The sequence below is a fragment of the Geobacillus sp. WSUCF-018B genome (assembly GCF_002809985.1).
Classification (GTDB): Bacteria; Bacillota; Bacilli; order Bacillales; family Anoxybacillaceae; genus Geobacillus; species Geobacillus thermophilus.
Window position 1 is genome coordinate 19,865 of sequence record NZ_PIJF01000041.1, and the last position, 8,542, is coordinate 28,406.

The window sequence follows — 8,542 nt, forward strand, 5'->3', positions numbered from 1 at the left end:
CATCGCCGTCCGCCAAACGGCGGAGACGTCAAAAAAGGATGCCCCGCCCTCCGGCTGCCTCCGCGGTTCGCTCACGCGAGCCATGAGCCCGGCAGTCTGAGTGGCGGGCATCCCGTTTTCCCATTCCTCCGTTTCCAATCGTCCCCGTGAACAAGCCTTCGCCAACCATCGGCTTACGATTAGGTTTGTTCCGCTGATTCCGTTTTTTGTGCGTGCCGCTCGGCAAGCGTTGCCAGCACGGCGTCAAGCGGCAGATTTTGTTCCCGCAACAGCACAAGCAAATGGTACAACAAATCAGCCGCTTCCCATTTCAGCTCGTCATGACTCCGGTTTTTCGCCGCAATAATCACTTCGGCCGCTTCTTCGCCGACTTTTTTCAAAATTTTATCGACGCCTTTTTCAAACAAATACGTCGTGTACGACCCTTCTGGCCGTTCGGCGTCGCGCTTGGCGATGATCTGTTCGAGCTCGTTCAAAATGGCGAACCGGTCGGCCTGCGGCGCGCGCGCCGCGCCGTCCAGCGAGCGGGAAAAGCACGAATACGCGCCCGTATGGCACGCCGGACCCGCCGGCTCGACGAGCACGAGCAGCGCATCGGCGTCGCAGTCGTAGCGGATGTCGACAACGCGCTGCACGTTCCCGGATGTCGCCCCCTTATGCCACAACTCTTGGCGCGAACGGCTGTAAAACCACGTTTCTCCGGTCTCGATCGTTTTTTCGAGCGACTCTTTGTTCATATAGGCGAGCGTGAGCACTTCCTTGCTTTGCGCATCTTGGACGATCGCGGGCACCAGCCCTTTTTCGTCAAAGCGAATGTCCGCCGTCATCGCACGTTCACCCCTCTTTCTTTCAAGTACGCTTTCACTTGCCCAACCGACGTTTCTTTGTAATGGAAAATGGAGGCCGCGAGCGCTGCGTCCGCTTTCCCTTTTTCGAACGCTTCGAGGAAATGCTCGGCCTTGCCGGCGCCGCCGGACGCAATGACCGGAACGCTGACCGCTTCGCTCACCCGCCGCGTCAAGGCAATATCAAAACCGTTTTTGCCGCCATCGGCATCCATGCTCGTCAGCAAAATCTCCCCGGCGCCAAGACGGACCGCTTCCTGCGCCCACGCGACCACTTCCCATTCGGTCGCGTTGCGGCCGCCGTGCGTATAGACGCGCCATGAACCAAGGGCGTCATCGTATTTCGCATCAATCGCAACGACGATGCATTGCGAGCCGAAAAAGTCCGCCCCTTCCGCGATCAAGGCCGGATGGAGCACCGCGGCGGTGTTGAGCGACACTTTGTCCGCGCCCGCGCGCAGCATCCGCTTCATATCGTCAAGCGAATGAATCCCCCCGCCGACCGTAAACGGAATGGCGAGCTCGGCAGCGACGCGCTCGACGACATCGACCATCGTTTTCCGGCCTTCATGGGAAGCGGAGATGTCCAAAAAGACGAGCTCGTCCGCCCCTTGCTCATCGTACGCCTTCGCCAGCTCCACCGGGTCGCCGGCATCGCGCAGCTGGACAAACTGCACTCCTTTGACGACGCGGCCGTCTTTCACATCGAGGCACGGGATGATGCGTTTCGTGATCATCGCTCGCTCACCGCCTTTAACGCTTCCGCAAGCGTAAACTGATTCGTATAAAGCGCCTTGCCGACGATCGCACCGCCGATGCCTTGTCCAGCATATTGGCAGAGCGCGCGCAAATCGTCAAGCGAGCTGACGCCGCCAGAAGCAATCACTTCTTTTCCCGTCGCCTCGGCCAACCGGACCGCGGCGGCGATGTTCGGGCCCGACAGCGTGCCGTCCGTTGCAATGTCCGTAAAGATAAACGTCTCCGCCCCCGCCTCGGCGAGCATCCGCCCGAGTTCTTCCGCTTTCATGTTGGACGTCGCCAGCCATCCTTCCGTCGCCACGAAGCCGTCGCGGGCGTCAATGCCAATCACGATGCGGCGGCCGTATGTTTGGAGCATCTTTTTCACAAACGGCGGATCGGCAATGGCCGCGCTTCCTAAAATGACGCGGGCGACCCCATTTTCTAAATAATGCACGATATCCTCTTCCGTCCGGATGCCGCCGCCGACTTGCACGTTGACGCCCAGGCGGGCCGCTTCAATGACAAACCGGTCGTTGACGCGCCGCCCTTCTTTCGCTCCGTCCAAATCGACCATATGAATCCACTCCGCCCCTTGAGCGGCGAATTGCTCGGCCATCGCGACCGGCGAATCGCCGTACACCGTTTCTTTGCTGTAATCGCCTTGCAGCAGGCGGACGCATTTTCCGCCGCGCATATCGATCGCCGGATACACCGTAAACGCCGCCATCAGCGATTCCCCCTTCCCGTGACGATGCCGACATAATTGTTCAAGATGCGCATGCCGACCGCCCCGCTTTTTTCGGGATGAAACTGCGTGCCCCAGACGTTGCCGCGCCCGACAACCGCCGGAACGTCCACGTCATACTCGCTGCTCGCGAGCACGACGTCCTCATCGCCCGGGACGACGTAATACGAATGGACAAAATACACATGCCCTTCCTCGACGCCATGAAGAAGCGGCGACGGGCGATGGAAACGGAGCCGGTTCCAGCCCATATGCGGCACTTTATACCGTTCACCCGTTTTCGTCACACCCGGAAAGCGGACGACGCGGCCGCGAAGCAAGCCAAGCCCTTTTGTCGGCCCGTTTTCTTCGCTTTCGTCAAACAACAGCTGCATCCCTAAACAAATGCCGAGCAGCGGCGTGCCGTTTTCAACCGCCGAACGGATGAAAGCAGCTAGGCCTGTCTCATTTAAAATGTGCATCGCATCGCGAAACGAGCCAACCCCAGGCAAAAGGAGCCCGCGCGCCCGCGCCAACTCCTTGTTGTCGCCGCTCACGATATACGGGCAGCCGAGCCGCTCGAGCGCTTTGCGGACGCTGTATAAGTTGCCCATGCCATAGTCGATGATCCCGATCATCGCCATCCCATTCCTTTCTTCGCTGATCCATGCCAATCGATCGTTTTTCTTCATCCACCGAACCACTTGATGACGGCATCCCTTTTCCTCACGGCGCTCCTTTCACGGGCGCCTCTCCTTGGCGCCCGGCCGCCTTCCTCCGCGGAACTTTTCCCACAGGGAGCGCCGCATGCAATCGGCTACAGCATCCCTTTCGTCGACGGGACGCCTTTGACGCGCGGGTCGATCATCGTTGCTTCATCGAGCGCCCGCCCGAGCGCCTTAAACACCGCTTCGATCATATGGTGCGTATTGCGCCCGTAATGGACGATGACATGCAAGTTCATGCGCGCCTCCAGCGCCAGCTTCCATAAAAACTCATGGACGAGCTCAACATCGAACGCGCCGACTTTCGCTGCCGGAAACTCGCCGCGAAACTCGAAATGCGGGCGGTTGCTCAAGTCAATGACCACTTGGGCCAAGGCGTCATCCATCGGCACAAACGCGTTGCCGTACCGCTTGATTCCTTTTTTGTCGCCAAGCGCTTCTTTGATCGCCTGCCCGAGGCAAATGCCGATGTCTTCCGTCGTATGGTGGTCGTCAATATGCGTGTCGCCTTTGGCGTCAATGCGCAAATCGAACTGGCCGTGTTTCGCAAACAAATCGAGCATATGGGTCAAAAACGGCACGCCCGTTTCCAGTTCGGCTTTTCCTTCGCCATCAATCGCCAAACGCAGCTCAATGCTCGTCTCGTTCGTCGTTCTCGCGACCGTCGCTTCCCTTGCCATCGTTCATTCCCCCTTCTTCAGCCGCATCTCAACGGCGCGCGCGTGCGCCTCGAGCCCCTCGAGGCGGGCAAACGCGGCGATTTTGCCGCCGTGTTGTGCCAATGCCGCATCGCTGTAAACGATCACGCTTGATTTTTTCACAAACTCATCGACACCCAAACCACTTGAAAACCTTGCCGTCCCGTTCGTCGGCAGCACGTGGTTCGGCCCGGCGAAATAGTCGCCGACCGGCTCGGAGCTGAAGCGGCCGAAAAACATCGCCCCTGCATGGCGGAGCTTCCCTAATAGCGCGAGTGGTTCGGCCGTCATCACTTCCAAATGCTCCGGCGCCAGTTCGTTCACGACATCGACCGCTTCCTCAAGCGTCTCCGTGACGTAAATGGCGCCATAGTTCTCAAGCGCCGCTTGGGCGATGCCGCGGCGCGGCAGCGTTTCAAGCTGTCGTTCGACTTCACTCGCCACCGCCAGCGCCAATTTCATCGACGGCGTCACCAAAATCGCTGACGCCCGCACGTCATGCTCGGCTTGCGACAACAAATCGGCCGCAATCTCATCCGCATGCGCCGTCTCATCGGCGAGCACGACAATTTCGCTCGGCCCGGCGATCATGTCGATCGCCACATGCCCAAACACTTCCCGCTTCGCCAATGCGACATAAATATTGCCCGGCCCGAAAATTTTGTCAACCGGCCGGATCGTTTCCGTCCCGTACGCGAGCGCGGCGATCGCCTGCGCGCCGCCGACTTTGTAAATTTCCGTCACCCCAAGTTCATAGGCGGCGGCCAGCACGCCAGCCGGAAGCGCGCCGTCTTGGTTTGGCGGCGAGGTGATGACAATCCGCTTCACTCCCGCCACTTGTGCGGGAATGACGTTCATGAGCACAGACGACGGGTAAGCGGCCGTCCCGCCCGGCACGTACAATCCGACCGCATCAAGCGGCGTTACCTTCTGCCCGAGAATCGTGCCGTCTTCGTTCGTCATCCACCATGATGAGCGCTTTTGCCGCTCATGATAGGCGCGAATGTTGGCCGCCGCTTCGCGAATGATCTGAAGCATCTCCGCGTCCATCGCCGCATGCGCCCGCTCCAGTTCCGCTTCCGTCACCTTGAGCGAATCCAAGCGGACGCCGTCAAACCGTTCCGTGTATTCTTTCAGCGCTTCGTCGCCGCGGGCGCGCACAGCGGCGATGATATCGAGCACCGCACGCCGCTGCTCCTCCGTTCCGCTTTCAATCGTCCGCCTTAGCGACACGCCGCCTCGGATCCGTTCGATTTTCATCGTTCGCTCCCCTTTCTATGGCATCGATCCGTTTTCCTCCACCAAGCCCCCATCAGCGCCGCGGACGCCGTTCCGCCAACGCCGCGCCGAGCCTCCATCAAGCTCTCTGCGGACAACCGCCCGTTTCCATCTTTTTCTATGGTTGTGGAATCACCGCCGCCAATCGGTCGACCAACCGCTCAATGTCCCCGCCGTTTAGCCGGTAGCTCGCCGGGTTGACAATCAGGCGCGACGTCACCTCGGCGATTCGTTCCAGCTCGACAAGCCCGTTTTCTTTCAACGTCCGTCCGGTCGAAACGATATCGACGATCCGGTCGGCAAGGCCGATCAGCGGGGCGAGCTCGATCGAGCCGTTTAGGCGGATGATCTCAACTTGCTCACCTTGTTCGCGAAAATACGTCGACGCGATGTTTGGATATTTCGTCGCCACCCTTGGCGCGATTTCATTCATCTTGGCACCGGGCAGCCCGGCGACCGCCAAATGGCAGCGGCTGATGTGCAAATCGAGCAGCTCATAGACGTTCCGTTCTTCCTCCATTAAGACATCTTTTCCCGCTATGCCCAAATCCGCCACCCCATGTTCGACATAGGTGACGACATCCATCGGTTTCGCCAAAATAAAGCGCATCTGCTCCTCCGGCACGTCAATGACGAGCTTGCGCGACTCGTCAAATTCCGGCGGCAGCACATAATCCGCCCGCCGCAGCAGCTCGACCGCCTCATCAAAAATGCGCCCTTTTGGCATCGCAATCGTCAGCATCACTCTTCCTCCCTGCTCGTCGTCATGTGCAAACGCGGCGCTTTTCCGCCAAACTCTCCCTCTCGCCGAACTAGCGCAGCCGGACACCCTCGTGGCTTTAGCCGTTCCATCTCCCGCCTCATCAACAGCCGTTCCATTCGTTCCTGTTCGAGACGTTCTCCTCTTTTTGCGGCATTCATTGCCCGCTGCGGCCAAGCAAATAGACGATCGACCGGTAGCGCTGGCTGTAGGCATCAATATCACGAATGCCGGCAATGTGCTGCAAGACGACGCGCTTGCCTTCCGCCCGTTTCGCCTCGGCGAGCTCCACCGCTTCCGCCAGCCGCTCTTGGCTAAAGACGATGCACTCGATGTCGCCGCGCACATCCGTTTCCCCAATCGCCTCAATCAACCGATCGACGCGCAAGCCAAACCCCGTCGCCGGCGACGGGCGGGAAAACTTCGCCAGCAAATCATCATACCGGCCGCCGTTGCCGATCGGGAATCCGACTTGCTCGGCGTACACGTCAAATAAAATGCCGGTGTAATAGCTCATATGGCTGACAAGCGCCATATCGAGCTTCACCGCCTCGGTCACCCCATACGTCCGAAGCGCTGCCATGAGCGCCGCCAGCTCGTCGGACGCCCGCCGCCCCTCCTCGCTTGTGACGAGCGTTTTCGCCTGTTCGATCACGTCCGTTCCGCCGCGCAAGGAAAGAAGATCCAACAGCCGCTTTTGATCGATCGACGAAAGCGGCCACGACTTCACATGTTCGCGGTAACCGACGTAATTTTTCTCATATAAAAAACGGCGCAATACACTCGCCCGCTCCTCATTCCCTAAAATCTCCAAAAACAGCGCATTGACATACCCGATATGGCCGATGGCCACCGAAAAGCGGCCCAACCCCACGCGCTTCAACAACGCGACCATTAAGCTGATGACTTCGGCGTCGGCAGCCACCGTGCCGTCGCCGATCAGCTCGACGCCGATCTGCTCAAACTCCGCCGGCCGGCCGCCCTCGCGCTGCTGGGCGCGGAACACATTGGCGTTGTACGCCAACCGGAGCGGATTGCCGTCGTCATAAAGCCTTGACGCCGCCACCCGGGCGATCGGCGCCGTCATATCGGGCCGCAGCACGAGCGTATGCCCTTGCTGGTCGAGAAGCTTAAACAGCCGATGATCGGCAATCGCCGACGCCGCCCCGACCGTTTCATAATACTCAAGCGTCGGCGTTTCAATAAACTCATACCCCCAACGCTCAATTTCCTCCGCCATCACCGAGCGCACTTGCTTTTTCAACTCATATAAAAACGGCAGCGTATCGCGCATGCCCAACGGTTTTTCAAACATGAACAACTTTTTTGCCATGTCCCCACGCCCTTTATCGAAATACTTTAGGAAATACTTTAGTTTGCTAATATGGTAGAGAAGTGAAGTTATTAGTAGTTTACTCCTTTGCGGCCACAGCGTCAAGGGGAAAACGCTTTGCCAATAACAAAACGGACAAGATCGCTTCAAAAAACTAGAAGCGCTTGTCCGTTTCGTTCCACACAGCATAGGCGGTGATCTGCTCTCTAATAAAAATAGCGGCGATCCATCTTATCAAAATCCGTAATTCTCCTTTTTTGTTTCTTTCCTTTTTTCCTATTCCAACATGGAAAACCGCCCCCGTTACTCGGAAGGCGGTTCGTTCGTGCGGACGATGCGCATCGGGCAACCCGCGGCCATCGCCCCGGGCGGGACGTCTTGATGGACGATGGTGCCGGCGGCGACGACGGCGCGGTCGCCGATCACCACGCCGGGCAAAATGGTCGAGTTCGCGCCGATCATCACCTCATCGCCGATCACGACATCGCCGAGGCGGTATTCGTTCACTAAATATTCGTCGGCGAGAATCGGCTTGAGAAAATCAAAGAGCACAAAAAAATACCACATCTACAAGTGCAAGAACAACGATTGCCCGTTTTACTAAGCCAATCTTCGCCGGATGACCAAGAAGGAGCGCTGACGTTTCAAGCAAGATCCTCAAGCCTTCGAGTTGCAGTGTCGATTCCGGGAGTTCCTGTTTGACTTTCTCCCTTTGGTTCCATCATCACTCATCAAACTGAAGGTCGATTTGTCCCGGATGGCCGTTTCACCGCACATTCTGGGGGCTCGTATTAACGTACCACGTCAACTTCGTGATGTTCTCCCGCATGACGGAGGCAGCCATGAAGGACATCCACGGCCGGCGTGTCGATCTCACATCAGACGGTGCTCAATGATGAATATTATAAAATATTCGATGTTTTAGTGTTATAATTGTTGGTAATTCGCATTTTCAAACCCAAAAAAGCAAAAGACGGCGTTTTCAAATTAACAAGCGAACAAATGGACTTGATTGACGAAAAAATCCGTAGGATGTACACTAAACTTAGAAAAGATCCAGAAAACCGTTCTTGACACTTCTGTCAAAATGCTTTATTATTTTCTTTGCATGAGATTCGGAAAACAAGCATACGATAAATAATGCCCTTTGAGTTCCTTGAACTCAAGTGCGGCCAAAAATATTTTTCAACTGACCGCCGCATGCGCGGTCCAAAAGGAAAAGCCGCCCCATTTACGGGGCGGCTTTTTACGTGTTTCGCTGACTTTGCATCTTGTGAACTCTCTCTTATACACCTTCACCGAAAGTTGTTATTCCCATTCTCACCTAAACAGGTTAGACGTCAACTACCCCCACTTCGCTAACGCTTGAAGTGGGGGCTTGCAACTCCCCAGAAGTGCGAGCGGACTTCGTCCTCCTTCCTTGACTTGGGGTTGCATC

At 57.3% G+C, this 8,542-nt stretch carries 8 protein-coding genes and 2 pseudogenes; 1 reads left to right on the forward strand and 9 read right to left on the reverse strand.

Annotated features, from left to right (window positions below):
• Window positions 1-179: 179 nt before the first annotated feature.
• From hisIE to CV944_RS12335, 9 genes and pseudogenes are all read right to left on the reverse strand, one after another.
• Complete coding sequence (hisIE, locus tag CV944_RS12295) at window positions 180-827, reverse strand: bifunctional phosphoribosyl-AMP cyclohydrolase/phosphoribosyl-ATP diphosphatase HisIE (protein ID WP_100664265.1); 648 nt, start codon at window positions 825-827, stop codon at window positions 180-182.
• Window positions 824-1,582 carry an imidazole glycerol phosphate synthase subunit HisF gene (gene hisF / locus CV944_RS12300; protein WP_033015048.1) on the reverse strand — a complete coding sequence of 253 codons (759 nt, stop codon included), beginning with the start codon at window positions 1,580-1,582 and terminating at the stop codon, window positions 824-826. Before hisF ends, hisIE begins: the two co-directional genes overlap by 4 nt.
• Entirely contained in the window at window positions 1,579-2,313 is a 735-nt protein-coding gene (hisA, locus tag CV944_RS12305; protein ID WP_100664266.1) for a 1-(5-phosphoribosyl)-5-[(5-phosphoribosylamino)methylideneamino]imidazole-4-carboxamide isomerase, read from the reverse strand. The genes hisF and hisA overlap by 4 nt, the downstream gene beginning before the upstream one ends.
• Window positions 2,313-2,954 carry an imidazole glycerol phosphate synthase subunit HisH gene (gene hisH, locus CV944_RS12310; protein WP_100664269.1) on the reverse strand — a complete coding sequence of 214 codons (642 nt, stop codon included), beginning with the start codon at window positions 2,952-2,954 and terminating at the stop codon, window positions 2,313-2,315. The genes hisA and hisH overlap by 1 nt, the downstream gene beginning before the upstream one ends.
• A gap of 173 nt (window positions 2,955-3,127) precedes the next feature.
• Window positions 3,128-3,715 carry an imidazoleglycerol-phosphate dehydratase HisB gene (gene hisB, locus CV944_RS12315; RefSeq protein ID WP_033012056.1) on the reverse strand — a complete coding sequence of 196 codons (588 nt, stop codon included), beginning with the start codon at window positions 3,713-3,715 and terminating at the stop codon, window positions 3,128-3,130.
• Window positions 3,716-3,718: 3 nt separating this feature from the next.
• Window positions 3,719-4,993 carry a histidinol dehydrogenase gene (gene hisD / locus CV944_RS12320; RefSeq protein ID WP_100664267.1) on the reverse strand — a complete coding sequence of 425 codons (1,275 nt, stop codon included), beginning with the start codon at window positions 4,991-4,993 and terminating at the stop codon, window positions 3,719-3,721.
• A gap of 136 nt (window positions 4,994-5,129) precedes the next feature.
• The gene (hisG, locus tag CV944_RS12325) at window positions 5,130-5,753 is read right to left on the reverse strand and encodes an ATP phosphoribosyltransferase (protein WP_033012052.1); all 624 of its coding nucleotides are present in this window, start codon (window positions 5,751-5,753) and stop codon (window positions 5,130-5,132) included.
• Window positions 5,754-5,928: 175 nt separating this feature from the next.
• The gene (locus CV944_RS12330) at window positions 5,929-7,104 is read right to left on the reverse strand and encodes an ATP phosphoribosyltransferase regulatory subunit (RefSeq protein ID WP_100664268.1); all 1,176 of its coding nucleotides are present in this window, start codon (window positions 7,102-7,104) and stop codon (window positions 5,929-5,931) included.
• Between the two features lie 303 nt (window positions 7,105-7,407).
• Window positions 7,408-7,632, reverse strand: a pseudogene (locus tag CV944_RS12335) (acyltransferase); the annotation flags it as partial.
• A 4-nt stretch (window positions 7,633-7,636) separates the two neighbouring features.
• Here CV944_RS12335 and CV944_RS17650 point away from each other — a divergent pair.
• Window positions 7,637-7,998 (forward strand): annotated as a pseudogene (locus CV944_RS17650) (DDE-type integrase/transposase/recombinase); the annotation flags it as partial.
• Between the last annotated feature and the right edge of the window lie 544 nt (window positions 7,999-8,542).